The following is a 23,598-nucleotide window of genomic DNA, read 5'->3' on the forward strand; positions in this document are numbered from 1 at the left end:
CAGCATCACGCCAAAGGAGTGCGCCAACTACATCACCAATGCAGGATACGCTTCAATCTAATATTGGAACGCTCTAGGGCGGAAACGGTCTGAACGGAACCACTCAGACCGCTTTCAAGAATGGCAACGACCTGTGCAAGTTGCGTTATTTCAGTTTCCTGGTGATTCCGTGAAACTGAAAAATGCCTGGAACGTTCGGGCGTACAGGGTGTCACCTTCGCCACTGTGAAGGGAAACCGGCGGCTCGGCGAACACCGTGGTTCGGCACGGCCCCCGGACAAGCCGGGGGCGATGTTGCAGGCGGCTGTCGTTCAGCGAAAGGATCGCGGTCCGATCACTTTGTCAGGGCGAGGCGCTTCTTCTCGGCCTTGTTGCGCTGTTCGGCGGCGGCGTTCTTCATCGCTTTCTGCAGCTTCTCGAAGGCGCGGACCTCGATCTGGCGGACACGCTCGCGGCTGACGCCGTATTCCTGGCTCAGTTCCTCCAGCGTGGAAGGATTGTCCTTCAGGCGGCGCTCGGTCAGGATGTGCTGCTCGCGTTCGTTCAGCACGCTCATGGCGCTTTCCAGCATCGCCCGGCGCTGCTGCAGTTCCTCGGACTCGCCCAGGGTGTCTTCCTGGGTTTCCGATTCATCGGTCAGCCAGTCCATCCACTCCTCGTCGCCATCCATGCGCAGGGGCGCGTTCAGCGAATGGTCCGGAGCGGCCAGACGGCGGTTCATGTCGATGACTTCCTGCTCGGACACCTGCAGCTTGTCGGCGATGGTGGTGACCGTGTCCGGATGCAGGTCGCCTTCCTCGATGGCCTGCAACTGGCCCTTCAGCTTGCGCAGGTTGAAGAACAGCTTCTTCTGCGCTGCCGTGGTTCCCATCTTCACCAGCGACCACGACCGCAGGATGTACTCCTGGATCGAGGCGCGAATCCACCACATGGCGTAGGTCGCCAGGCGGAAGCCCTTTTCGGGGTCGAAGCGCTTCACGGCCTGCATCATGCCGACATTGCCTTCGGAGATCAGTTCCTGCACGGGCAGGCCGTAGCCGCGATAGCCCATGGCGATCTTGGCGACCAGCCGCAGGTGCGAGGTGACCATCCTGTGGGCCGCGTCCAGATCGCCATGATCGGCGAAGCGCTTGCCCAGCATGTATTCCTCTTCCGGTTCCAGCATGGGGAACTTGCGGATTTCGTCCATATACTGGCTCAGGCTGCCGTCCGAGGACAGCGCAGGGATTGTATTGCGTCCAGCCATTGTTATTTCCCTCCTCAAGGTTCGTTACCCACATAACGACACAGCCCAATCTGGGTTCCCAATATGGCCCAAACAAGGCGTTCTCAGGTTACGGCGTGTAACAGCGTCCGGATCAGTTCTGACAGGTCTTCCGGCATCTCCGCCTCGAACTTCAGGGTCTCGCCGGTCACCGGATGCACGAAGCCCAGAACGGCCGCATGCAGGGCCTGCCGGGGAAACGCCCGGGCCGCGGCGCGCCCTTCCGGCGTCATGCCGGGCAGCGATCCTGCGCGAAGCCGCCCGTAGAGCGGATCGCCGATTACCGGGTGCCCCAGATGCGCCAGATGCACGCGGATCTGATGGGTGCGGCCGGTCTCCAGCGTGCAACGCAGCAGGGCCGCGGCCTCTCCCAGCCGCTCCTTGATGCGATAGTGGGTGATCGCGTGCTTGCCGCCGTGGTCGCGCACGGCCATGCGCTTCCGGTTCTTCGGGTCCCGGCCCACGGCGGCCTCGATGGTGGCGCGGGGGCGATAGGGCACGCCGCGCACCAGCGCCAGATACATCCGCTCGATATCATGGGTGCTGAACAGGTCCGACAGACCGTGATGGGCGGCGTCGGTCTTGGCGGCGACCATCACGCCGGAGGTGTCCTTGTCCAGCCGGTGTACGATACCGGGACGCTTCACGCCGCCGATCCCGGACAGGCTGTCCCCGCAATGGCCGATCAGGGCGTTGACCAGCGTGCCGTCCGGGTTGCCGGCCGCGGGGTGGACGACCATGCCCGCCGGCTTGTTGACCACGATCAGGTGCGCGTCCTCGAACAGGACGTCCAGCGGGATGTCCTGCCCGGCGGGCTCGGCGTTCTCGGCGGGGTCGAGCATGATGCGCCAGACCTCGCCCGGTTTGACCCGGTAGGAGGGCTCGGTTATCGTCCGCTCCGCTGTCTGCACATTGCCCTTGTCGATCAGGGCCTTGAGCCGAGAGCGCGACAGATCGGACCCGTCGAGGGCCTGGCTGAGGAAACGGTCGAGCCGTTCCCCCTCCGCCTCGTCGGGCACAATGGCCTCCAGCGTTTCGGAATCATTCATGGCAGATGACGAAGAACAGCCCAATTTCCGCGTACTCAAGATCGTGGTCGTGGTGCTTGGTATAGCCATTCTGGCGATGACCGGCATCATTATCTACAAGGGCGTCGAGATGTTCAGCGGCGGCGCGGGCGAAACCGATGCGCCAGCCGGTGCCGCGGGACCGGATATCTCGGGCTCGGATCCTTGGACCTATTCCATCGATTATCCGCTCCAGGGCCGCATTCAGGACTCCCAGCTCGACGGCAATGTCCTGATGGTGCGGGCCCTGTCGTCGGGCGAAGGGGTGGTCATCTATCTGATCGACGTGCGCAACGGCAGCCTCATCGGCCAGGTGTTCGAAGGCAAATGACCGCAACCGTCCATCTGCCGATCGATCTTGCCGGCCGGATATTTCAGGTGCTCGGCGCGGCCCTGCCGAACGAGGGCTGCGGCCTGCTGATCGGCACCCGTGACGGCGCGCGCGTGACCATCGCGGATGTCATCGAAAGCCCGAACCTGTCGGTGAATGCGCCGAAGGCCTTCGAGATCGATCCCGGTCTGCGGCTTCGAACCCAGAGGGCGGCGCGGGCCGAGGGTCTGGAGATCGTCGGCCACTTCCACAGCCATCCGTTCGGACAGCCCGTGCCGTCCGACTGCGACCGCGCCGAGGCGCATGAACCGGACCTGGTCTGGCTGATCATGGGCCTGCGCTGGGGCGGTCCGGAAGGGCTGGCCGCCTGGCGGCTGGCGCCTGAAAGCGCGCCGGAGCGGCTGGATCTGGAAATAGTGGATTAGCCCGGCAGGGTGTCCCGGGCCTGACCCGGGACACCCTGCCGGTGCATCGAAACGAGAGACATGGGGCAGGCCGTTGTCTACATCCTGACCAACTTCAAGGGCGGTGCTCTCTACACCGGCGTCTCGACGCGGATCCGTCAGAGGTTCGCCCAGCATCAGGCCGGCGTTGGCGGGAGCTTTACCAAAAGCACCGCATCAAACGCCTTGTCTATTTCGAACTGTTCGAAGGCCAGCACCCGGATTGGAATGATGTATCGGGAAACCTGCCATATGATTGATGCGGGTTGCCGCCATCGCTGTATTTGTTAGTCGGTCGGTGTGATCGAAGCTCAGGAATGGGTCCCGCATCGGGTGCGGGACTGCTCTGGAAGGGGAAAGACATGCATTTCGCATCCGACAACATCGCCGGCGTGCATCCGAAGATCATGGACGCGATCATTGCGGCCAATGACGGTGTGGCGAAATCCTATGGCGAGGATGACATCACGGGCGCGCTGGAGGCGAAGCTGGCGGACCTGTTCGAGACCGATCTGGCGGTGTTCCCGATCGCCACGGGATCGGCGGCGAACTGTCTCGCGCTGTCGGCCGTCGCGCCACCCTGGGGGGCGATCTATTGCCACGAACATGCCCACATCTTCGACGACGAATGCTGCGGGCCGGAGTTCTATACCGGCGGCGCGAAGCTCTACACGGTCGAGGCGGAGTCCGGACGGCTGACGGCCGATGGCCTGCGCCAGGGGCTGGACAGGTTCGTCGTGGGCTTCGATCACAATCCGCAGCCCGCTGCGGTCTCGCTGACCCAGTGCACCGAATATGGCGCTGTCTACGATCTCGACCGGATCGCGGCCCTGTCGGAACTGGCGCACGCCCGCAACTGTCAGGTCCACATGGACGGTGCACGTTTTGCCAATGCGGTGGCGAGACTGGACTGTTCACCCGCCGAGATGACCTGGAAGGCCGGTGTGGACGTCCTGTCCTTCGGCGCGACCAAGAACGGGGCCATGGCCGCCGAGGCCGTGATCTTCTTCGACCCCGAGAAGGCGCGCGATTTCATCTTCCGGCGGAAGCGGGCGGGCCATCTGTTTTCCAAGATGCGGTACCTTTCGGCGCAACTGCTGGCCTATGTCACCGACGATCTGTGGCTGGAGAACGCGCGCCATGCCAACCGCACGGCGCAGCGGCTGCACGATGGCCTGTCACGGATCAACAGCGTGTCCTTCGCGCATCCGGTCGAGGCGAACGAACTGTTCGTCTGCCTGCCCGATGGGGCGGCGGGGCGCCTGCGCGCGGACGGTGCGAGCTTCTATGACATGGACGCCGTCGGACGGAATGCCGTGCGACTGGTGACCTCCTTCGCCACCACCGACGCCGAAGTGGACCGCTTTATCAACATCTGCGGCGGCTGATCGGCCCTATTCGATCAGGAACAGCGACAGTTCCGGGATCCAGGTCACGCAGATCAGGACGAACAGCATCAGCACGATGAACGGCAGCACCGACCGGCAGATCAGCAGGAAGTCCTCCTTGAAGGCGGTCATCGCGACGATCAGGTTCAGCCCGATCGGCGGCGTGATGTAGCCGATCTCCAGGTTCACGACCATGATGATGCCGAAGTGGATCGGGTGGATGCCGTAGGCCTGTGCGATGGGCATCAGGATCGGCGCCAGGATCAGGATCGCGGCACCGATGTCGACCAGGCAGCCCACGATCAGCAGGAAGATGTTCAGGATCACCAGGAAGGTGAACTGGTCGTCGACCAGCGTCGTCATCCAGGCCGCCATCTCCTGCGGAATCCGCTCGGCGGTCAGCAGCAGGTTGATCGACAGTGCGATGGCGACGATGGGCAGCAGCGTGCCCAGCAGGCGCGAGGTCTCGACGGCGATGCTGTAGAAATCCTTCGGCTTCAGTTCACGGTGGATCAGGATCTCCACCAGCAGCGCATAGCCGACGGCAACGGCGGCGGCCTCGGTCGCGGAGAAGAAGCCGGTGTAGATGCCGCCCAGCAGAATGACCGGCGTCATCAGCGCGAAGATGCCTTTCTTCAGCGCGCCGCCCAGTTGCGGCACGCTGAAGGCGACGGCGGGAATGCCGCGGTTCGACCAGAGCGAATAGGCCGTCAGCACGACGGTCAGCAGGATGCCGGGGATGATGCCGGCGAGGAAGAGATCGACGATCGATTTCTCGGTGACGATGCCATAGAGGATCAGCGGGATCGACGGCGGGATGACGATGCCCAGCGTACCGGCGGATGCCAGCGCGCCGAGGGCGAACTTCTTGGGATAGCCCTGCTGGATCAGGGCGGGATACATGATCGAACCGACGGCCAGCAGCGTGACCGGGGACGACCCGGACAGCGCCGCGAACACTGCGCAGGACATGATCGTGCAGACCGCCAGCCCGCCCGGCAGCCACTGCGTCAGCGCGCGCATGATGTTGATCAGGCGTTCGGCGATGGAGCCGCGCGTCATGATGTTGCCTGCCAGGACGAACATCGGGATCGCGAGCAGGACGCCGCGGTCCACGCTGGTCCACAGGTCCTCGATCAGATAGGTCAGTTCGCCGTCGCCGAACACGTAGTGCACGTAGAAGCCGGACGCGAACAGGATGAGGATGACGCTCTGGCGGAGCGAGAGCAGCAGCAGCACGAGGCCGATGAGGAGGAGGACTTCCATGGCCTATGCGGTTTCCGTGATATCGGGCATCGGTTTCAGATCCGGTCTGGCCGCGAAGATGATGTGCCGGACCGCCGATGAGAAGAACGAGTAGACGATGACCGCCTGGAACGGCCAGAGTTTCCAGCGGATCACCGAGGCGGTGTCGCCGGTGGCATAGGTCTGAGAGACGAAATCCAGCCCGACGATGCCGAGGATGATGAACAGGATCGCCGAGATCACATCGCCGATCCGGTCAAGCTCGCGCGCCCAGCGTGCGGGCCACCAGCCGTCCGCGAACTGCGGTCTCAGATGGCTGTTGGCCGCTGTCGCCAGGCAGAGCCCGAGGAAGCCCGCGTAGATGGCGGCGAACACCGCCATCCGTTGCGATCCCCAGATGGTTGTCGAGAATATCTCCCGGGCGATGATCTCGCCCAGCAGCAGGCTTGCCACGATCAGATAGGCAAGCGCTGCTACCAGACTTTCAGCCCGCAGAAGCCATTTCAGAAATGCAGCCATCCGGCGAGGCCCCCTCGGCCCGCTGACCAGGGATCAGGAACAGGCCGCCTTGGCCTTCTGGATCTGCTCCCAGATCTGCGGGGCGTCGCCGCCGATCTCCGCGATCAGCTTCTGTGCGGCCCGGTCACCGGCTTCGCGCCAGCGTGCCTTCTCGGCTTCGGGCAGTTCGTAGACCGGCGCACCGGCGGAGGCGACCTTGGCCAGCAGTCCGGCTTCGGCACCGCGGATGGCCGTGCGCAGATCGTTCACGCGGGCATCGATCACGCCCATCGCATTCTTCTGGCTGTCGTTCATCTTGTCCCAGACCTTCTTGGACACCGTGACCGTGCCGACGTCATGGGTGGCCTTGTGGACCAGCGTATGCGGTGCCAGCTTCGGCAGGCCGATGGCGATGCCATAGACGGTCGAGGTGGTGATGCCGTTGACCTGACCGGTCTTCAGGGCAGGCACCATGTCGACGACGCCCATCGGCACCGGATTCGCGCCGATCTCTTCATAGAACAGGCGCGATGCGGCTGTCGGCGGCACACGCAGTTTCACGCCCTTGATGTCTTCCAGCGTGTGAATCTTCTCCTTGGACGAGGTGTAGGAATGGCCGACCTCGACCCATGACAGCAGCACCAGACCCGAGTTCTCCATCTGGTCGGCGAAGATCGGGCCGATGTGGTTGTCGAACATGCAGTCGGACTGTTCCGGGCTGTCGAACAGGTAGGCTGAATTCAGCAACTCGAAGCTGGGCGCGACCAGCGAGGTCGCGACACCCGACTGGCCGGACATGTCGATGCGGCCGCGCACCGTCTGGCGCAGGGCCGTCTGTTCGTCGCCCAGCGCGGATGAGAAATAGGGGACGATCTTGACCGTCGCATCGGCTGCGGCGACATCGGCAATCGTGTCGTTCAGGAACTTGCCCCACGGCGTCGGTTCCGGCGCGGCAGTGGCGTATTTCAGTTCCATTTCCTGCGCATTGGCGGCACCGGCGACGCACAATGCGGCGGCGGCAAGGATCAGCTTGCGGATCATGTTTCTCTCCCTGTTGTCACACGCGCCGGTTTTTTTGGCGTCGCTTTGGATAGGGGTAATCTAAACGGCTACCCGCGCCCGTCGCAAAGGGTTTCGACACAATGTCGCACTTGACGTTGCGTTCGGCTGACATGCGGACGCGAACAGCCTACGCTTGATCCATCATCTCAGCTTCTGGAGGAAACAGAATGACAGCCACCATCGCCCGGCATCCCAGTGCCCGTCCCGACGGAATCAGTGCCGAGGAGTGGCAGGTGCGCCTCGATCTGGCCGCCTGCTATCGCCTGGTCCACATGTTCGGCATGGACGATCTGATCTACACCCATATCTCGGCCCGTGTGCCCGGACCGGACGAGCATTTCCTGATCAATCCGTTCGGGCTGCTGTACGAAGAGATCACGGCGTCGAACCTGATCAAGGTCGATATCGAGGGGAACATTCTCTCGGACAGCGAATATGGCATCAACCCGGCGGGCTATGTCATTCACAGCTGCATTCACCGCGAAAGGCCGTCGGCGGGCTGTGTGCTGCACACCCATACCGTGGCGGGGACCGGCGTGTCGGCTCAGGAGGAGGGGCTGCTGCCGCTGAGCCAGACCGCGATGCTGTTCACCGACAATATCGCCTTCCATGACTATGAAGGCATCGCCCTGCGCGAGGAAGAACAGGCGCGGCTGGTCGCCGACCTGGGCGACAAGAACGTCATGATCCTGCGCAATCACGGTCTGCTGACGGTTGGCGAGACCGTACAGGAAGCCTTCCTGCTGATGCATTACATGGAAACCGCCTGCAAGATGCAGATCGCGGCGCAGGCCGGCGGCAAGCTGGTGGTGCCGTCACGGGATGTCCAGACCTATGTCAGGGACGCTGCGCGCGGCGGTTTTGGTGCCGGCATGGGGCAGCGGGAATTCGAGGCGCTGATCCGCCGCCTGGACCGTCAGGACACGAGCTGGAGAGACTGACCGGAACGAGTCCGGCGGGATGCGTCAGTCGTCCGAGGGGATGGCTGACGCGCGCGCCACATCCTGCGAGCCGAGGTAGGGCATGGCCGCGATGGTCTTGTCCAGTTCGGCACGGTGGGCCTGGAAGGCCTTCAGGCTCGCGCCCGCCAGCTTGATGCCGGTCGGCAGCTTGATGGACCGCGGATTGACCTGCTTGCCGGACTTCAGCACCTCATAGTGCAGGTGCGGACCGGTCGAGCGACCGGACGTTCCGACATAGCCAATGATCTGTCCCTGCTTGACGACGCTGCCCTTCTTGAGCCCGCGGCGGAAAGCCTTCATGTGGGCATATGCCGTCTGGTAGGTGCCGTTGTGACGGATCCGGATATAGCGGCCATAACCGCCGTTCCAGCCGAGGCTGACGATGGTGCCGTCGCCGGCCGCCATGATCGGCGTGCCGCTGCGCGCGGCGAAATCCGTACCCTTGTGCATCTTGGTGTAGCCCAGGATCGGATGCTTGCGGCGTCCGAAGCCCGAGGAGATCCGGGCGCCGTCGATCGGCGTCTGCATCAGCGTCTTCTTGGCGCTCTGACCCTCGGCGTTGAAATAGCCGGGATGGGTCGTGCCCTTCGCGTGATAGCGGTAGTAGGTCAGCGGCTTGTCCTTGCGGACCAGCGTCGCCTTCATGATGCGACCGGTCTTGGCGACCTGGTTGTTGTCGTCCAGGAACCGCTCGTAGGTCACTTCGAAACTGTCGCCGGGATGAATGCCGCGCTGGAAGTCGACATCGAAGCTGAACATGCGGATCAGTTCCGCGATGACTTCATGTTCCAGATTGGCGCGGTCCGCGGCCAGGAAAAGTGAATCGTCGATCGTCGCCCGGGCCTTCACCAGTTCGCGGGTGAAGACCGCGCGCTCTTCCTTGCCCTGAAAGCTGCCTTCCTCCGTGGCCCGGGCCAGAACGGTGCGCTCCACGCTTTCCTTCAGCCGCACGCCGGTCAGCGCATCGGTGGCATTGTCGAACCAGAGGGTCAGTTCCTGTCCGGGACGCAGGCGCCTGAGATCCGTCAGTTCGCCCAGGGTCGTCGCAGCCTTGTGGGCGATCAGCTTGTTCGCGCCGGCGGCGGCCAGCGCCTTGGCCAGCGTGTCGCCGGGCTTGATGACGGTTTCGACCAGGCGTTCACCGTCGCCCTGAAGCGGCGCGTTCTCGGCTTCTTCGGTCGCGTCCGCGCGGGACGGCAGGACCTTGTTCAGGAAAAGGTCGATGTCCTTCTCGCGCTGGCTGACCAGCAGCGGCACCTGGCTGGAATCGCCGGGTTCGACGGCGGCCATCGCGGGGTTCCGGATGTCGCCGTTCATGAAAGACACGGAAAGACCCCCGATTGCGCCGAGCAGGGCGACGCCCGCGGCCATCAGTGTCAGACGCTTGCGCTTTGCACGACCGCGGTAATCCGGCTCATCAGCAATCATATTCAAGAAGGAACCCCAGCGTTTGAATGAACGCGCGCACCATATGGACCGAATTCGAACTGTCAAGATTTTGACGTTTCCCGGACAGCAAAAATTCACCATGATTCGCGCGTGAATCCCCGAATCAACGAACGTAAAGTAACAAAGCAGCGTTGAAGGGCAATATGTTGATGCAATGGTGATTGTTGCAAGCATGTGTATGGTAGTCGGTATTGCGGTCCGCTACATTGACCGAAGGCTTTGGGGGACAGGGTGACCAGGACAGTCAGGTCATACATGCGAAACGCCGTTCTGGCGGCAGCGCTGGTGCTGGCCGCGTGCACCACGGATGCGCCCGTTGCCGAGGATGCCGGACCGGTCAGCGCGTCCAGGCCCGGTGCGGGACCGCCGCCTGGCGGTGATCGCGAAATCGTCGCCACCGGACCGCGCATTCCGCCGCCGCCGGCACCGCGCCCCGACGGACGGGTCGTCAGCAAGCGCCCTAGGACGGGAAGCGCGCGCACGGATCCGAAGCCGGCGCAGCCGAAGAGGGAGCCGGTGCGTCCGCTGTCCAGTCTGATCGGGCTGACCGAGACCGAGATTCGCGCCGAACTGGGCGCGCCCCGCAGTACCGGCGACCAGCCGCCCGCCACCGTCTGGCGCTACGATCTGACCGGATGCGAACTCAGTCTTTTCCTGTTCCGCGATGTGGCCAGCGGAGAGGCCAAGGCACTGACCTTCGAGGTCGCGCCACGGGAAACGACCGGCGGTGCGAAGGCCGACCGGCGATGTGCCGAACAGGCGGCCAGCAGCTGATGGCATCCAAGGGCCTGATCTTCATCGTCGATGACGACGACCTGTTCCGCGAGTCGGTCGGGCAGAACCTGACCGACGAAGGCTTCACCGTCGAGGAATTCCCCGACGGTCCGGAAGCGCTGGAACGGCTCTCCGGCGGCACCGCTCCCGACCTGATCCTGCTCGACTGGAAGATGCCGCGGATGAACGGCATCGAGGTTCTGAAACAGTACCGGGGCGAGGGCGGGCAGGTGCCGGTGATCTTCCTGACGGTGTTGAGCGATCAGATTTACGAGGAGGCGGCCCTGATCGGCGGTGCGGTCGATTTCATCGAGAAGTCGCGCAGTTTCTCGATTCTGCGCCGACGCATCGATCTGATCGTCGGCGGGCAGCGCGGCCACGTCGAAGCCGATGGCGATGGCCCCCTGTCACTGGGGCCGCTGTCGCTCGATGCCGAATCCGCGCGCGCCAAGTGGCGGGATCGCGAGGTCGACCTCACCGTCGCCGAATTCGCCATCGTCCACCATCTGGCCTCGCGGCCCGGTCGCGACTGCCGGTATCGGGAACTGTACGATCTGGTGCGGGGTGAGGGGTTTCATGCCGGCTCCGGCGAAGACGGCTACCGGACCAACGTGCGCAGCATGATCAAGCGGATCCGCCGCAAGTTCGAGGATCTGGACCCGGACTTCGGGGAGATCGATAACTATCCCGGCTTCGGATATCGCTGGCGTAAACCGGACGAGGACTGACGGTGCGCCTGCTGCGCTCACTCTGGACCCGCCTCGGCGTCATCGCCGCCCTGCTCCTGATCGCGCCCGTGGTGATCTATCTGCAGCTTCAGTCCGCCGACCAGGAACGCAGCCGCCTGCTGCGCGAATCCGTGTCGGCCCAGGGGCAGCTGATCGCGGAGGGGGTGAAGCCGGTGCTCGATCCGGCGGCCCTGCCGGACCTGAATGCCGAACTCGCGCGCTTCGTCACCCTGGGCAACCAGATCCGCATCCTGTTCCGACCGGCGGGTGAGGATGCGGGTGTCTTCTACTTCGTCGCGGCGGCACCGGCGCTCACGGCCTCCGAACTCGATCCCGAGGGCGCGGCGCTGCTGAAAACCGGCGCCGTCGAGCGTATCGGCCCCGACTGTCGGTCGGCCGGGGGCGCGGGGTCGATCTATGATGCGGTCACCGGGGACCGCCGCGTCATCGCCTCGGTGGTGCCGTTCATCCTGCCCAGCGGATGCTGGGTCGTGATCCTGACCCGCCAGGAGGTGGCCCGCTTCGGTCCGGACGGTGTGCGACCCTACTGGCAGACACCCGAGATGATCATCAGCATCGTCGTCTATGTCAGCATGGTCGGACTGATCGTGCTGGTGCTGCTGAGCGTGCGCAGGGACCTGAAGCGCTTTGCGAGCACGGCCCGCCGCGCGGGACAGGGTGCGGAGGATGCGCGGTTCCAGGATCTGAACCAGCTGCCGGAACTGGACGGAGTCGCCGTGGAATTCGACCGCATGGTGGCCAGCCTGCGGCGTTCCGCCCAGAGCCTGCTGCGCCTGTCGGAAGAGAACGCCCACGCGCTGAAAACGCCGGTCGGCGTCATCGCGCAGGCGCTGGAGCCGCTGCGGAAGGCCGCCGAGGGCGATCAGCGGCGCAGCCGGTCGGTCGAACTGATCGACCGCTCCGTGGACCGTCTCGATCATCTGATCACCGTGATCCGGCAGTCGGAGGAGGCGGCGGCGGCGCTGGTCTCGCCACGGATGGGCACGCTGGACGTCGCAGCCCTGGTCCGTGATGTCGTCGATGCCTATCGGCCGATTGCGCAGGACCGCGACATTTCCATCGGCGTCGAGGGGAAAGAGCATCTGACGGTCCGGGGCAACCGGGACCTGCTGCGGACCGCCCTGGAAAATCCGTTGGAAAATGCGCTGGAACTCACGCCGCCCGGTGGCAGGCTGCTGTTCGTCATATCCACCAATGAGCCCGGCGGGACGATCGAGATCCGCATCACCGACAGCGGTCCGGGCGTGGCCGAACATGATCTGGAACAGATCTTCGAACGGCGCTTTTCGGCCCGGAAGCCCGGCGACGAAGGCCATGACGGGCTGGGCCTCTGGATCGTCCGCCGCAATCTGGAAGCGATGAACGGCACGGCCCATGCCGAAAACAACGACACCGGCGGGCTGTCGATCGTGCTCAGAATGCGCGAAGCCTGATCGTCAGAGTGCCAGATCCCAGTTCTGGCCCACCAGATCGACGCCGAAACTGTGGTGCTTTTCCTCATCGACAAGTTCGAAGCCGGCCTTCTGATAGATGCGCCGGGCGGCGTGCAGGCAGTCGTTGGTCCACAATGTCAGTGTGCGATAGCCCCTGGCCCGCGCGAAGGCGATCACGGTGTCGACCAGAATCTCTCCGATCCGGTGGCCGCGCGCGGCGGGGTCGACGATCAGCATGCGCAACTGGGCGATGTCGCGGCTCTTGCGGACGACGAAGACCGATCCGGCGTTTCGGCCATCCAGTTCCGCGATCCAGCACTGCTCCCATTCGGGCTGGAAGTCGCGAATGAAGGCGGCGGCGATGTCCGCGACCAGCGCCTCGAAGGTCTGGTCCCAGCCGAATTCTTCCGCATAGATCGCCCCGTGCCGGCTGATGACCCAGCCGATGTCGCCCGGACGGTGCGGACGCAGAACCACCGGCGCGGCGCCGGCATCGCCCTGTCTGTCCAGCAGTCTCCGGATGCGGGACATGGCGGCGACCAGCGCCGCGCGATCCGCATCCGGCAGACCGGCCAGCATTGATGCCACCTCGGTGCGTGAGCGGGTGTCCAGGTCCGCAAAGCAGGCCCTTCCGGCCGGTGTCAGGGATATCCGTTTCTGACGGGCATCGGCAGTGGATGTCGTGCGCTGCGTCAGTCCGGCGTGGTCGAGCTGTTTCATGATGCGGCTGACATAGGCGGGATCCAGCGACAGATCCTGCGCCAGTTCCGCCGCGGTTGCGCCGTCCCGCTGGGCAAGTTCGAAGACCAGCCGGGCCTGGGGCAGCGGAATCCGGGTATCCAGCAGGCCTTCCTTCAGGACGCCCATGTGCCGCGTGTAGAAGCGGGTGAAGTCGCGTACGGCCTCGATCTCTCGTTCCATGCCAGCCTTCCTGCAGTTATAGATGACAAATAACATATAAATAAATGACTATGTCAATCATCTTGTGACGCACGCCTGTTTCAACCGGTTACAGATTTCGCCTGACGGGCCATGTCCGCGCGACTATCCTCCGGCGCATGAAATTCATGCAGCACAAACGTCATGACGTCTCGGCCGACGGCCTCCCGGCGCTGAAACGATGGAGCCTCCGGTTCATCGATGAGGATTGGGACGACCGTTACCGCGGCGCGCTGAGGGAGAGCAACCTGTCGACGCTGCGGGCTGCGATGATGATCGCCATCGGGCTGAACCTGATCTTCGTGCCTCAGGACTTCTTCTTCTATCCTGAGAATGCCGTGACCATCGCCCTGTGGCGCGGGATCGGGATGACCCTCTTGTTCGTGGTTCTGCTGGCGGCCAGCTACCGCCCGTTCTGGCGCACGCGCTGGCCGGCGCTGCTGATGGTGATGGTGATCGGCTACACGGTCTTTCAGGCTGTGGCCAATGTCTACGGTGGGCATTTCCAGCCCGTCGATCACGGCTTCATCCTGATGGTCTTCATCATCTATGCGATGCTGCCTTTCTTCTATATCCAGGCGGTCAACGCCGCCCTCCTCTGCACCGCGCTCTATCTCGGCATCACCATCTGGGGCGGCTGGCCGCACGCCGATCTGCAGCAGGTCAGCTATTCGATCGTGCTGATCCTCGCATCGAACCTGATCGGTTTCGTCGCCCTGCGCCGCATGGAACTGCTGCGCCGCCGGGGGTTCGCCTCGAACGAACTGGTGGCCGAAGAGCGCGCCCGCGTGCGCGAACTGCTGGACCGCATCCTGCCCGCCAGCGTCGCCACCCGGTTGCGCGAGGGGGAGACGCGCGTGGTGGAGCGGCTGGCCGACGTCACCGTCCTGTTCGCCGACATCGAGGGTTTCACATCGATGGCGTCGGAATGCCAGCCGGAGGAAACGCTGGATACCCTGTCGGACGCGTTCGACCGTTTCGACAAGCTGGTGGTCCAGCATGGCGTGGAGAAGATCAAGACCATCGGCGATGCCTACATGGTGGCTGCGGGCGCGCCCGCAGGCTCGAAGGCCGATGCCCGCCAGGCGGCGGCGCTGTCGCTGGACATGATCCGTGTCGTTCGGGATCTGAAGCGGCCCGACGGATCGGCGCTGCACATCCGCATCGGGGTGGCGCGCGGGCCGATCATCGCCGGCGTGGTGGGCGACAGCCGGTTCCTCTACGATCTCTGGGGCGATGCCGTGAATACCGCCTCCCGCATGGAGACCACGGGCGCGGCGGACCGCATCCAGGTCACGCGTGAGGTCGTCGACGCGCTGGAGGGGCTCTACGACTTCGAACCGCGCGGCGAGGTCGAGGTGAAGGGCAAGGGCCGGATGCCGACATGGTGGCTGACCGGGCCGTGCGCCACGTCTGCCGCGGCGGAATAGCCGCCATCGCTGGCAATCCTTCGATTTCACCATATGATCGCGGCACCGAGCGCCCTGGGGAGGACATCCGGTGAGTATCTATCCGGCCTATCGGTCGATCATTCTTGAGCGGCGGGGCACGCGCGCCTGGCTGACCCTCAACCGGCCCGAGGCCCGCAACGCCCTGACCCACGCGATGATGGAGGAGATCGGCGACGCGGTGGCCCGCGTTGCCGATGATCCCGCAGCGCGTGTGCTGATCCTGCGCGGCGCGGGCGGCAATTTCTCTGCGGGCGGTGACCTGAACGCGATGCAGGACATGCCGCCGGCAGCGGCACCCGGCGAAGCTGATCCCCTTTTTGAACCCTACCGGTTCTTTGGCGACGTGCTGATGGCGCTGAACGATCTCGCGAAGCCGGTCGTCGCCATCGTCGAGGGCGGTGCGGCGGGCGGCGGCTTCGGCATGGCGTGTTGCGCGGACGTGGCGATCATCCGCGACACCGCCAAGCTGGCGCTGCCCGAACCGAAGGTCGGCTTCATCCCCTCCCAGATCATCCCCTTCATCGCGCGGCGCATGGGGGCCGGACAGTTGCGCCGCATCGCGGTACTGGGCATCCGTATCTCCGGCGAAGAAGCCTACCGGCTGGGTGTCTCGCATTATCTGACACGGTCGGATGCGGAAACCGAGGCGGTGCTGGCCGAGGTGCTGGAAGAGATCGACCGCAACGATCCGGCGGCCATGGCGGCGGTCAAGGATGTCGTGCTGCGCACGGACACGGAACCGCTGACCGGGACGCTCGATGCAGCAGCGCACCATCTCGTCGGATTGCTGCGCCGCCCGGAAGCGCCCGCCGGCATGCGTGCCTTTCTGAACAAGCAGGACCCGCCCTGGCTCGCCGATGCGCGGGCCGTGAACTCATCCAAGGATGGAGATTGAAATGACCTACGAACAGATCCTCTATGATGTCGAAGACGGCATCCTGACCATCACCCTGAACCGGCCCGACAAGCTGAACGCCTTCACCGAGCAGATGCGGGTCGAGGTGATGGACGCGCTGGACAGGGCCGATGCCGACGACGATGTGCGCGCGATCATCTTCACCGGTGCGGGCCGGGGTTATTGCGCCGGTGCCGACCTCAGCCGGGGCGGCGAGACGTTCAACTATGCCAAGCGCGGCTACGAGCCCGGCGAGGTTGTGCGCGACGGCGGCGGGGTGATGACCCTGCGCCTGTATCAGTGCAAGAAGCCGGTGATCGGTGCGATCAACGGTCCCGCCGTCGGTGTCGGATCGACGATGCAGTTGCCCATGGATGTGCGTATCGCTTCCGAAAAGGCGCGGTTCGGTTTCGTGTTCGCACAGCGGGGCGTGGTGCCCGAGGCCTGCTCGTCGTATTTCCTGCCGCGGCTGGTGGGCATTTCGCAGGCGCTGGACTGGGCCTATTCGGGACGGGTGTTCGAGGCTGACGAGGCCCTGAAGGGCGGGCTGGTCCGGGAGGTCGTGCCCCACGATGACCTGCTGCCCCGCGCCCGGGAGATCGCGAAATCCTATATGGAGAAATCGTCCGCCGTCTCGGTCGCGATGATCCGCGCCATGTTCTGGCGTCTGCTGGCTGCCGATCATCCGATGGAGGCGCACCAGATCGACAGCCGGGGCATGGTCGCCATGGGCGCCGCCGCCGATGCGCAGGAAGGCGTCAGTTCGTTCCTCGAAAAACGCGCGCCGGAATTCTCGATGAAACCGTCGCAGGACATGCCGGACTTCTATCCCTGGTGGGAAGAGCCCGAGTTCAAGTGACCTATGTGCTGATCAACCGCCAGGGGTCCGGCGGGTTCGTGGTCGAGGCGGCGCTGGCGATGGCAAGGGTGGACTACCGGGTCGAACTGCTCGACAGCCCGGTCAGTACGCCGCTGCCCGAGAGCTTCGCCGCGATCAATCCCTGGCGGCAGGTGCCGGTGCTCGACCTGCCGGACGGGACCCGGATGACCGAAAGCGCGGCGATGCTGATCCATCTTGCCGGTGCGCATCCGGAGGCGGGCATCGCGCCCGCGCCCGGCGACGTGGCGCATCCGGCTTTCCTGCGCTGGACGCTGTTCATCGCCACCACGATCTACGAGGCCATGCTGCGCCGAACCTATCCCGAGCGGATCATCGCGGACCCGGATCAGCACGATGCGGTGCGCGCGTCCGCGAACGCACGCATGAAGGCGGCCTTCGACCTGCTGGAAGGGGAGCTGGCAGCGAGCGGTTATCTCTGCGGCGACCGGCTGTCGGTCGCGGATGTCTATCTGGCGATGCTGTATTTCTGGTTCGACAGATCGCTGGCGCTGCCACGTTGCGGCGCGCTGGTGAGTCAGGTCCGCGATGATCCGGTCACGGGTCCGATCTGGAAGGCCAGCTTCGAACGATAGCCGCGCTGCTACGGTTGGACGGGCAGATCTTCCTCGCCGCCGAAGCCGTGCATGCGGTTGGCCCATTGCAGCGCGATCACGGCACCCTTGATCCGCGGCAGCAGAAACAGTGACATCAGGACGGTCAGCGGAATCCACACCACCCAGTGCACCCAGGTCGCGGGCGCCCAGGCCTGCTCGGCCATCAGGACCATCGGAATGATGATGTGGCCGACGATCAGAATGGTCGCATAGGGCGGCATGTCGTCGGCGCGGTGGTGATGCATCGGCTCGGCGCACGACGGGCATGCGTCGTTCACCTTCACATAGGAATGCAGCAGGCGGCCTTCGCCGCAGTTCGGGCATTTGCCCATGATACCCCGTCGAATGGCCTGCCAGACGGACCGGGGAGCCATGTCATCCATGTAGTTCACGCTCATGCGGCGAAGATGGTTCGATCGGCGCGATCCGCCCATGTGGTTTGTTGCCGCGACCCGCGCACGGGCGTACGCTGTCGCCATGGCACAGACAGAACGCGCAAACGACTATCGTCTGATCGACGTCCGACCGCTGGAACCGGCGCTGGGGGCCGAGATCAGGGGGATCGATCTGGGCAACGGCATTGCGGATGACGCCTTCGCCGAGGTGCACCGGGCCTTTCTGGAGCATCAGGTGATCTTCTTCCGGGAGCAGTCGGAACTGGCACCCGAGACGCAGATCGCCTTCGCGCGGCGGTTTGGCGATCTGCACGTGCATCCGGCGGCGCCGCATCTGGACGGCAGGCCGGAGGTCTTCGTCATTCACACCCATCGGGAGTCCAAGGTGGCGAACGGGGGCGGCTGGCACACCGATGTCAGCTGCGATACCGAACCGCCTGCCGCGACGATGCTGCAGATCCACACGCTGCCGGAGACGGGCGGCGATACGCTGTTCGCCAGCATGTATGCCGCCTATGACGCGCTGTCCGATCCGATGAAGCAGATGCTGCAGGGCCTGACGGCGCAGCATGAATCCGAACATGTCTACCGGGGCCGCTACAGCGACCGCGGCGTCGACGATGCCGGCCGGGTCTATCCGTCGGCCACGCATCCGGTCGTGCGGACGCACCCCGAAACCGGACGCAAGGCCCTGTACGTGAACGCCGGCTTCACGACGCGGATCAACGAACTGACATCAGCCGAGAGCAAGAACCTGCTGGGTTTCCTGTTCCGTCACATCGAAAGCCCCTTCTTTCAGGTGCGCTTCCGATGGTCGGCGAACGATATCGCGCTGTGGGACAACCGGTGTCTGCAGCATCATGCGCTGTGGGACTACTGGCCGCACGAGCGCAAGGGCCACCGCGTCACCATCAAGGGCGACCGCCCGTACCTGTAGCCGTGCCGCCCGGTCAGGCGGCGGCGACCCGCTGACGGTAGGCGATGCTGCAGTGATATTCGCAGTACGGCTTGCCGGTCGAGGTTTCGTGATCGCAGAAGTGGAAATCATCCTCGCCCGGATGGCCGATCGGGAACTGGCACCGGCGATGCTGCGGCAGCGCGCCCGGCGGCGGCGGCGGGGTCAGCGGCTCGGACACTTCCTTCGGCGCGGCTTCCTGGCGGGGCTGGATCGGGCGGTTCAGCGTGCGGTTCATCGCGGGTTTCGGCTTGGTCGCGCGCGGGCGTCCGGGCTTCGACAGGCCCAGGCGATTGGCCTTGCCGATGACCGCATTGCGGGTCACGTCGCCCAGTTCGTCGGCGATCTGTGCCGCCGTCTTGCCGGAACCCCAGAGTTCCTTCAGGCGAGTGACCCGTTCTTCCGTCCATCCTGCAGACATGACAGCCTCCATCCACATTTCGTGATCGTCAGTTACTGATACACAAGATACGGGATCGAACACGCCCGGCCAATATCAAACTATGGGGCTGCCCACAATATCTTGTGGATAAGACCCATATCTGCTCAAGGCTGAAGCGCGGTGCCGGTGCCGGATGGATCGGATCAGGCTGCGGTGCGAAGACCGGCTGGGATCGTGAATGGCTCAAGGGGCAGGGCGTCGCCGCGCCGGGCACGCATCGGTGCGGGCATGACGTCCATGTTCGGCCAGAACCCGCGCAACAGGGCGTCGCGATAGCCGGGCGGCATCCGGCGGTCGGTCATGGCTTTCGCGGCTCCCGCGTGGTCATAGTCCAGACGTTCGAACCTCACCTGAATGCCTTCACCCGTCGGCATCAGCACCGTGAAGCCGGTCTCGGTCCGTCCGTCGTTGAACGGCATGCCGATCACGCCGGCGTTGATCCAGTGACGATCACCGTTCTGTCGTGCGAACGGAATGCCGCTGTGCCCGGCCAGCACGCAATCGGCATCGCTCAGCGCCAGTTCCTCGGCGATGGCAGCCGCGTCGGTGGCAAAGATGAAGCGGTTGATGGCTGAGAATCCGCCATGGGTGACGGCAAGACGGTGACCGGCCATCGTGAAGCGGATCGTGCCGGGACAGGCGGCCATGAAGGCGCGGTGTGCCGTCGTCAGTTCCGCGTTAGCGTGGGCCACCCAATCGCGAGAGGCCAGATCGCAGGCGCTGCCTTCCTCGAAGCCGCATCCGCAGCCGCCATCGCCGGCACCGAAGCTTTCCTCGCAGTTGCCGCGCAGCACGTGCCCGCCGCGTGCCATCACCAGGTCGGTCGTGGCCGCAGCGTCCGCGCAATAGGCCACGATATCGCCGGTGTGGATGCGATGGCTGACGGGAATGCCCAGCGTGTCCGCCCGTTCCAGCAGGGCTTCGGTCGCCTGCAGATTGCTGTAGGTGCCGCCATAGACCAGCAGCGGGGCCGTGATCGCACCCAGGTCCAGGACGTCGGTCATGCGACGCTGCACGACCCGCCACCCAGAACACAGAATTTGGCGCAGTGGGGGTGGTTCAGCTTCACGGGCGCACTGGCATCGGCCAGCGTCTCGCCCATCTCCAGGCCCTTGTCGTAGGGCAGCAGGGTGCAGGGGGCGACCTTGGCCCTCGCCTCGCCCTTGCGGTGTACCACCATGCGCGAACTGGCGCACATCATGGCGTCGGGGCTGACGTTCAGGATGTCCCAGCAGGCCGTCGTGATCTCGGGGACGTCCACATCGGCGTCCATCTCGGGGAACAGCACCAGCCGTTCCGGATCGGTCACATCCAGCGCGATGCCGCGTCCCTTCAGAAAGCGTTCGAAGCCGTCACGCAACTGCGGCTCGGTTTCCTTCCAGAAGGTGCGGCCCGCGATCGACAGGTGAAACCCGTGTCCGGCCAGCCAGTCCAGACCCGGCAGCATACGTTCGAAGGCCTTCGCCCCGCGTTCCAGATCGTGCAGCTGTTGCGAATAGTGATCGATGGAGACCCGGATGCGCAGTTTACCGCCATAGGTCCGGTGCAGGGCCAGCAGGGCATCCGCGCATTTCATCATCGGACGCATGGCGTTGGTCAGGACCAGCACCCGGTACCCGCGTTTCAGCGACGACTCCAGCATCGTCATGAACGCCGGGTTCATGAAGGGCTCGCCCCCGGTGAAGCCGATCTCCTCCGCCTGGAAATCCCGGTCGAGCTCATCCAGAAAGCCGTCGACCTCGGCGGCGGTCAGATAGATCAGCGCATCGTTCGTCGGGCTGGAATCGATATAGCAGTTGGCACAGGCCAGATTGCACAGGGTGCCCGTGTTGAACCACAGCGTGCCGAGGTTCTTCAGATCCACCGACGCGCGTGCCGAGCCGTCGAGTGTGGTGTCGGGGTCGCGAAACTTGGCGGGATCGAGTCCTGCTGGGCCGGACTGGGTTGCTGCGTCGGACATGAGCCTCCTTCCGAAACCGCCAGAATCAGACGTTACGTGCGGTTACAATAACACGGTCGGAACGTGGTCGGGCCAGACCCCGCTGTCAACGCGATGCACGCCGGTATCACGCAGCGGTGAAAATCCGCTATCGGTCGCATACGGTCGCTGATAAGCCTCGGTCATGATGCAACAGGCCCACAGCAACCGGATCATCCCGGGCAACCGCGGCGCGGTGCTTGCCATGGTCGGTGCCAGCGCCCTGATCGCGGTGACCAGCCTGCTGGCCAAGAAACTGGGGGTGGGTGAGGGGCTGCATCCGATGCAGATCAGCGCCGGGCGCTTCTTCTTCGCCTTTCTGGTAGTGGCGTCGGTGTCGGCCTGGCGGCGTCCGTCGCTGAAGGGCGCGGACTGGCCGCGTCATTTCGGTCGTTCGGCCTGCGGCTGGCTGGGTGTGACCTGCATGTTCGCCGCCGCCGCGCGGATGCCGCTGTCCGATGCCACGGCGATCAGTTTTCTCAGCCCCGTCGTGACCATGCTGCTGGCCGTGCTGATCCTGCGGGAGATCGTCGGTCCCTCCCGCTGGCTGGCGGTGGGGCTGGCGCTGCTGGGCGCGCTGGTGCTGATCCGGCCCGGCACCGAGGCGTTCCAGCCCGCGGCCCTCGTCGCGCTGGCCGCCGCGCTGTTCATGGGGACGGAATCGATCCTGATCAAGCAGCTGACCGGCAACGAACCGCCGCTCCGCATCCTGCTGATCAACAATGGTTTCGGCATGCTGATCGCCTGCACGGCGGCCCTGTTCGTCTGGCGCTGGCCGACCGCCGACGAATGGGCGCTGCTGGCCCTGCTGGGCTTTGCCATGGTCTGCGCGCAGACCCTGTTCATCCAGGCGATGAAGCGCGGTCACGCCAGTCAGGTCATCCCGGCCTTCTATTCGACGCTGGTGTTCGCCACGCTCTACGATTTCGCGATCTTCGGTGTGATTCCCGACGGCATCGCCCTGACCGGCGCGGCGATGATTCTGGGGGGCGTCCTGCTGCTGGTGCGTCCGGTCCGCGTCTGATCCACCGACCCTATTGCAAGCGCCGCCCGCCGGGCATAGAACGTCGGGCAGCGCGGGTATGATGTAATGGTAGCCTGTCAGCTTCCCAAGCTGAACGCGGGGGTTCGATTCCCCCTACCCGCTCCAGCTTCTCAGATCAGTGTGCGATAGGCTTCTGCCGCCTGCTCGCTGAAGCAGCAGAAGATCACCCGTTCCGGCCGATCCCTTGTCGCGAGAACCGTGTTCACCGCGATCTCGGTCGCCTCTTCGAGCGGATATCCGTAGATGCCCGTCGAGATTGCCGGAAAGGCGATGGAGGCGATGCCGTGCTGCATGGCCAGGGCGAGGCTGTTGCGGTAGCAGGCGGCCAGCAGGTCCGGTTCACCGGAATCGCCGCCCAGCCAGACCGGGCCGACCGTGTGGATCACATGCCGGGCGGGCAGGTCGTATCCGGCGGTGATGCGGGCCTCGCCGGTCGGGCACCCGCCCAGCGTGCGGCAGGCCTCCAGCAGCCGGGGACCGGCCGCCCTGTGGATCGCGCCATCCACACCGCCGCCGCCCAACAGGCTTTCGTTGGCCGCGTTCACGATGGCGTCGACATCCAGGCGGGTGATGTCGCCCGTGACGATCTCGGGTCTCAATCGTCCTCTTCCGGGTTCATCAGCTGGTGCAGAGGTGCGATGAAATAGCGGATGTAGGCGTCGTCGACGTTCGACTGGCTGCGGCTGCGCCAGGCCTTCATCGCTTCCTGGTGAGTATTGTAGACACCGACCAGATCGACGCGGCCCGGGTCGGCCAGCACGTTCTCGCGCGGGTCGACCAGCGCGCCGCCGAATACCAGAAAAAGATCCTGCTTGCTCATGGCAATGCTCCGGGCTGGGGTTGACTGCTGGCGGGCTTAGTCTGCCGACCGATGCGGTGGAATAGGGCATTTCGCCCCGCATCCGCATCCGCATCCGCGCCCGCAGGCACGAAAAAGCGGGCCCGCCGCGACGGACCCGCCTTGCCGTGTCTCGCTACCGTCGCGATCAGGTGTTGGAGTCGATCCAGGCCTGAATCTGCGACTTCGGCACCGCGCCGACCTTGGTCGCGACCACTTCGCCGTTCTTGAACAGCATCAGGGTCGGAATGCCGCGCACGCCGTATTTGGTCGGCGTCGAGGGGTTCTCGTCGATGTTGATCTTGGCGACCTTCAGTGCGCCGTCCATGTCGGAGGCGATCTCGTCCAGTGCCGGAGCGATCTGGCGGCAAGGGCCGCACCATTCCGCCCAGTAGTCCACGACCACCGGACCGTCCGCGCCCAGCACGTCTGTCTGAAAGCTGTCGTCCGTAACCTTGATCGTTGCCATCTGCCTCACTCCGTCTCTCGCGCGTGTTCCGC

General features: G+C 64.7%; 28 protein-coding genes and 1 tRNA gene. 15 read left to right on the forward strand and 14 right to left on the reverse strand.

The features are described from left to right. Nucleotides 1-334: 334 nt before the first annotated feature. Both rpoH and ACN0X7_RS14340 read right to left on the reverse strand, forming a co-directional pair. Nucleotides 335-1,246, reverse strand: coding sequence for an RNA polymerase sigma factor RpoH (gene rpoH, locus ACN0X7_RS14335; RefSeq protein ID WP_417518422.1), 912 nt, complete (start codon nt 1,244-1,246; stop codon nt 335-337). 83 nt (nt 1,247-1,329) lie between these two features. Beyond that, nucleotides 1,330-2,313, reverse strand: coding sequence for an RluA family pseudouridine synthase (locus ACN0X7_RS14340; protein WP_417518424.1), 984 nt, complete (start codon nt 2,311-2,313; stop codon nt 1,330-1,332). On the opposite strand from ACN0X7_RS14340, the gene ACN0X7_RS14345 reads away from it, so the two are divergent. The 4 genes from ACN0X7_RS14345 to ACN0X7_RS14360 all read left to right on the forward strand — a co-directional run bounded on the left by ACN0X7_RS14345 (nt 2,312) and on the right by ACN0X7_RS14360 (nt 4,493). After that, nucleotides 2,312-2,662: a hypothetical protein gene (locus ACN0X7_RS14345; protein ID WP_417518426.1), complete on the forward strand. Its 351-nt coding sequence runs from the start codon at nt 2,312-2,314 to the stop codon at nt 2,660-2,662. The genes ACN0X7_RS14340 and ACN0X7_RS14345 overlap by 2 nt on opposite strands. Beyond that, complete coding sequence (locus ACN0X7_RS14350; RefSeq protein ID WP_417518428.1) at nt 2,659-3,087, forward strand: M67 family metallopeptidase; 429 nt, start codon at nt 2,659-2,661, stop codon at nt 3,085-3,087. Before ACN0X7_RS14345 ends, ACN0X7_RS14350 begins: the two co-directional genes overlap by 4 nt. A gap of 60 nt (nt 3,088-3,147) precedes the next feature. Continuing rightward, nucleotides 3,148-3,396 carry a GIY-YIG nuclease family protein gene (locus ACN0X7_RS14355; RefSeq protein WP_417518430.1) on the forward strand — a complete coding sequence of 83 codons (249 nt, stop codon included), beginning with the start codon at nt 3,148-3,150 and terminating at the stop codon, nt 3,394-3,396. 71 nt (nt 3,397-3,467) lie between these two features. After that, nucleotides 3,468-4,493, forward strand: coding sequence for a threonine aldolase family protein (locus ACN0X7_RS14360; RefSeq protein WP_417518432.1), 1,026 nt, complete (start codon nt 3,468-3,470; stop codon nt 4,491-4,493). Between the two features lie 6 nt (nt 4,494-4,499). Here the strand turns inward: ACN0X7_RS14360 and ACN0X7_RS14365 are convergent, their stop codons facing one another. From ACN0X7_RS14365 to ACN0X7_RS14375, 3 genes are read right to left on the reverse strand one after another with little or no spacing between them, the layout of a single operon-like run. After that, nucleotides 4,500-5,759, reverse strand: a complete 1,260-nt coding sequence (locus ACN0X7_RS14365; protein WP_417518434.1) for a TRAP transporter large permease — start codon at nt 5,757-5,759, stop codon at nt 4,500-4,502. A gap of 3 nt (nt 5,760-5,762) precedes the next feature. After that, nucleotides 5,763-6,257 carry a TRAP transporter small permease gene (locus tag ACN0X7_RS14370; protein ID WP_417518436.1) on the reverse strand — a complete coding sequence of 165 codons (495 nt, stop codon included), beginning with the start codon at nt 6,255-6,257 and terminating at the stop codon, nt 5,763-5,765. A 33-nt stretch (nt 6,258-6,290) separates the two neighbouring features. Continuing rightward, on the reverse strand, nt 6,291-7,277 hold the full coding sequence (locus tag ACN0X7_RS14375; protein ID WP_417518438.1) for a TRAP transporter substrate-binding protein: 987 nt from the start codon (nt 7,275-7,277) through the stop codon (nt 6,291-6,293). A 188-nt stretch (nt 7,278-7,465) separates the two neighbouring features. Between ACN0X7_RS14375 and ACN0X7_RS14380 the strand changes: the two genes are divergently transcribed. Beyond that, nucleotides 7,466-8,239 carry a class II aldolase/adducin family protein gene (locus tag ACN0X7_RS14380; RefSeq protein ID WP_417518440.1) on the forward strand — a complete coding sequence of 258 codons (774 nt, stop codon included), beginning with the start codon at nt 7,466-7,468 and terminating at the stop codon, nt 8,237-8,239. Nucleotides 8,240-8,263: 24 nt separating this feature from the next. Here the strand turns inward: ACN0X7_RS14380 and ACN0X7_RS14385 are convergent, their stop codons facing one another. Continuing rightward, entirely contained in the window at nt 8,264-9,688 is a 1,425-nt protein-coding gene (locus ACN0X7_RS14385; RefSeq protein WP_417518754.1) for a M23 family metallopeptidase, read from the reverse strand. A gap of 276 nt (nt 9,689-9,964) precedes the next feature. On the opposite strand from ACN0X7_RS14385, the gene ACN0X7_RS14390 reads away from it, so the two are divergent. From ACN0X7_RS14390 to ACN0X7_RS14400, 3 genes are read left to right on the forward strand one after another with little or no spacing between them, the layout of a single operon-like run. Next, on the forward strand, nt 9,965-10,483 hold the full coding sequence (locus ACN0X7_RS14390; RefSeq protein ID WP_417518442.1) for a hypothetical protein: 519 nt from the start codon (nt 9,965-9,967) through the stop codon (nt 10,481-10,483). After that, nucleotides 10,483-11,211 carry a response regulator transcription factor gene (locus tag ACN0X7_RS14395; RefSeq protein WP_417518444.1) on the forward strand — a complete coding sequence of 243 codons (729 nt, stop codon included), beginning with the start codon at nt 10,483-10,485 and terminating at the stop codon, nt 11,209-11,211. The genes ACN0X7_RS14390 and ACN0X7_RS14395 overlap by 1 nt, the downstream gene beginning before the upstream one ends. Before the next feature lie 2 nt (nt 11,212-11,213). After that, a complete protein-coding gene (locus tag ACN0X7_RS14400; RefSeq protein ID WP_417518446.1) occupies nt 11,214-12,665 on the forward strand; it encodes a sensor histidine kinase in 1,452 nt (483 codons plus the stop codon). Nucleotides 12,666-12,668: 3 nt separating this feature from the next. Here the strand turns inward: ACN0X7_RS14400 and ACN0X7_RS14405 are convergent, their stop codons facing one another. After that, on the reverse strand, nt 12,669-13,586 hold the full coding sequence (locus tag ACN0X7_RS14405) for a bifunctional helix-turn-helix transcriptional regulator/GNAT family N-acetyltransferase (protein WP_417518448.1): 918 nt from the start codon (nt 13,584-13,586) through the stop codon (nt 12,669-12,671). A gap of 146 nt (nt 13,587-13,732) precedes the next feature. Here ACN0X7_RS14405 and ACN0X7_RS14410 point away from each other — a divergent pair, with 146 nt between their 5' ends. The 4 genes from ACN0X7_RS14410 to ACN0X7_RS14425 all read left to right on the forward strand — a co-directional run bounded on the left by ACN0X7_RS14410 (nt 13,733) and on the right by ACN0X7_RS14425 (nt 17,423). Continuing rightward, nucleotides 13,733-15,034 (forward strand): adenylate/guanylate cyclase domain-containing protein, encoded by a 1,302-nt coding sequence (locus tag ACN0X7_RS14410; protein WP_417518450.1) that lies wholly within the window; start codon nt 13,733-13,735, stop codon nt 15,032-15,034. Nucleotides 15,035-15,104: 70 nt separating this feature from the next. Continuing rightward, the gene (locus ACN0X7_RS14415; RefSeq protein WP_417518452.1) at nt 15,105-15,950 is read left to right on the forward strand and encodes an enoyl-CoA hydratase/isomerase family protein; all 846 of its coding nucleotides are present in this window, start codon (nt 15,105-15,107) and stop codon (nt 15,948-15,950) included. A 1-nt stretch (nt 15,951) separates the two neighbouring features. After that, nucleotides 15,952-16,809, forward strand: a complete 858-nt coding sequence (locus ACN0X7_RS14420; protein WP_417518454.1) for a crotonase/enoyl-CoA hydratase family protein — start codon at nt 15,952-15,954, stop codon at nt 16,807-16,809. Further along, nucleotides 16,806-17,423 carry a glutathione S-transferase family protein gene (locus tag ACN0X7_RS14425; RefSeq protein ID WP_417518456.1) on the forward strand — a complete coding sequence of 206 codons (618 nt, stop codon included), beginning with the start codon at nt 16,806-16,808 and terminating at the stop codon, nt 17,421-17,423. Before ACN0X7_RS14420 ends, ACN0X7_RS14425 begins: the two co-directional genes overlap by 4 nt. 8 nt (nt 17,424-17,431) lie before the next feature. Here the strand turns inward: ACN0X7_RS14425 and ACN0X7_RS14430 are convergent, their stop codons facing one another. Further along, nucleotides 17,432-17,878, reverse strand: a complete 447-nt coding sequence (locus ACN0X7_RS14430) for a DUF983 domain-containing protein (RefSeq protein WP_417518458.1) — start codon at nt 17,876-17,878, stop codon at nt 17,432-17,434. Between the two features lie 43 nt (nt 17,879-17,921). Between ACN0X7_RS14430 and tauD the strand changes: the two genes are divergently transcribed. Next, nucleotides 17,922-18,776, forward strand: coding sequence for a taurine dioxygenase (gene tauD, locus ACN0X7_RS14435; protein ID WP_417518460.1), 855 nt, complete (start codon nt 17,922-17,924; stop codon nt 18,774-18,776). A 13-nt stretch (nt 18,777-18,789) separates the two neighbouring features. Here tauD and ACN0X7_RS14440 read toward each other — a convergent pair whose 3' ends face one another. From ACN0X7_RS14440 to ACN0X7_RS14450, 3 genes are all read right to left on the reverse strand, one after another. Next, nucleotides 18,790-19,215 carry a GcrA family cell cycle regulator gene (locus ACN0X7_RS14440; RefSeq protein WP_417518462.1) on the reverse strand — a complete coding sequence of 142 codons (426 nt, stop codon included), beginning with the start codon at nt 19,213-19,215 and terminating at the stop codon, nt 18,790-18,792. A gap of 164 nt (nt 19,216-19,379) precedes the next feature. Next, nucleotides 19,380-20,240: a metallophosphoesterase family protein gene (locus ACN0X7_RS14445; RefSeq protein WP_417518464.1), complete on the reverse strand. Its 861-nt coding sequence runs from the start codon at nt 20,238-20,240 to the stop codon at nt 19,380-19,382. Then, a complete protein-coding gene (locus tag ACN0X7_RS14450; RefSeq protein ID WP_417518466.1) occupies nt 20,237-21,196 on the reverse strand; it encodes a radical SAM protein in 960 nt (319 codons plus the stop codon). The genes ACN0X7_RS14445 and ACN0X7_RS14450 overlap by 4 nt, the downstream gene beginning before the upstream one ends. 163 nt (nt 21,197-21,359) lie before the next feature. Here ACN0X7_RS14450 and ACN0X7_RS14455 point away from each other — a divergent pair, with 163 nt between their 5' ends. After that, entirely contained in the window at nt 21,360-22,238 is an 879-nt protein-coding gene (locus tag ACN0X7_RS14455) for a DMT family transporter (RefSeq protein WP_417518468.1), read from the forward strand. Between the two features lie 52 nt (nt 22,239-22,290). Then, a tRNA-Gly gene (locus ACN0X7_RS14460) sits at nt 22,291-22,364 on the forward strand. 5 nt (nt 22,365-22,369) lie between these two features. On the opposite strand, the gene ACN0X7_RS14465 is transcribed toward ACN0X7_RS14460, so the two are convergent. From ACN0X7_RS14465 to trxA, 3 genes are all read right to left on the reverse strand, one after another. After that, nucleotides 22,370-22,858: an O-acetyl-ADP-ribose deacetylase gene (locus ACN0X7_RS14465; protein WP_417518470.1), complete on the reverse strand. Its 489-nt coding sequence runs from the start codon at nt 22,856-22,858 to the stop codon at nt 22,370-22,372. After that, a complete protein-coding gene (locus ACN0X7_RS14470; RefSeq protein WP_417518472.1) occupies nt 22,855-23,079 on the reverse strand; it encodes a DUF4170 domain-containing protein in 225 nt (74 codons plus the stop codon). Before ACN0X7_RS14470 ends, ACN0X7_RS14465 begins: the two co-directional genes overlap by 4 nt. Before the next feature lie 166 nt (nt 23,080-23,245). Beyond that, complete coding sequence (gene trxA, locus ACN0X7_RS14475) at nt 23,246-23,566, reverse strand: thioredoxin TrxA (RefSeq protein ID WP_417518474.1); 321 nt, start codon at nt 23,564-23,566, stop codon at nt 23,246-23,248. Nucleotides 23,567-23,598: the final 32 nt, after the last annotated feature.

Source organism: Minwuia sp., from assembly GCF_048263705.1.
Classification (GTDB): domain Bacteria; phylum Pseudomonadota; class Alphaproteobacteria; order Minwuiales; family Minwuiaceae; genus Minwuia.